Source organism: Bacillus sp. mrc49, from assembly GCF_002803435.1.
Window position 1 is genome coordinate 1 of sequence record NZ_PHNG01000024.1, and the last position, 482, is coordinate 482.

Consider the following 482-nt stretch of genomic DNA (forward strand, 5'->3'; position numbering starts at 1 on the left):
GGCTGTCAGGCAGTTGAAGCAAACAGTTAAGAGAGGCAATTATGAAACGTATTACCATCGCTACCGCCATTGCTTTGCTGTTTTCCGCCAACGTCATGGCCGCTACCGAGATCACTTCCCATCAGGCAGACCAGCGCCAGAGCGTCGGATTCATCACGCTGAACCAGAACGTGGTCTCGCCGGATGACGCCAGCAGCCAGGTGAGCAAAATAGCCGATCAGCGCGGAGCTACCGCCTATCGAATCATTGCGCTGCATGAACCGGAAAACAACAGCACTATCCACGTCAGCGCGGAACTGTATCGCTAAACCTGTATGCCGTGCCAGGGAAGCAAGCCGCGCCCAAAAGCGGCAAAGTAAAATGTGAAAATGTCGTCAGCCCCCTGCCCGCAGGGGGCTTTTTTTATAAGGTTTTCACGAAGAACTCGGCCGTCGCCTTGAGTGCCAACGGCGTGATGCGGTGCTTGACGTCCGGTTCAGTTA

Annotated in this window: 1 protein-coding gene; it reads left to right on the forward strand. The window is 54.8% G+C overall.

From position 1 onward, the window contains the following. Positions 1-41 precede the first annotated feature (41 nt). Entirely contained in the window at positions 42-308 is a 267-nt protein-coding gene (locus CVN76_RS00260) for a DUF1471 domain-containing protein (RefSeq protein ID WP_044553943.1), read from the forward strand. The last annotated feature ends 174 nt before the right edge of the window (positions 309-482 follow it).

Excerpts from the sequence above, each read along its gene's own strand:
- CVN76_RS00260 (WP_044553943.1), top strand. The coding sequence starts at position 42 with ATGAAACGTATTACCATCGCTACCGCCATTGCTTTGCTGTTTTCCGCC.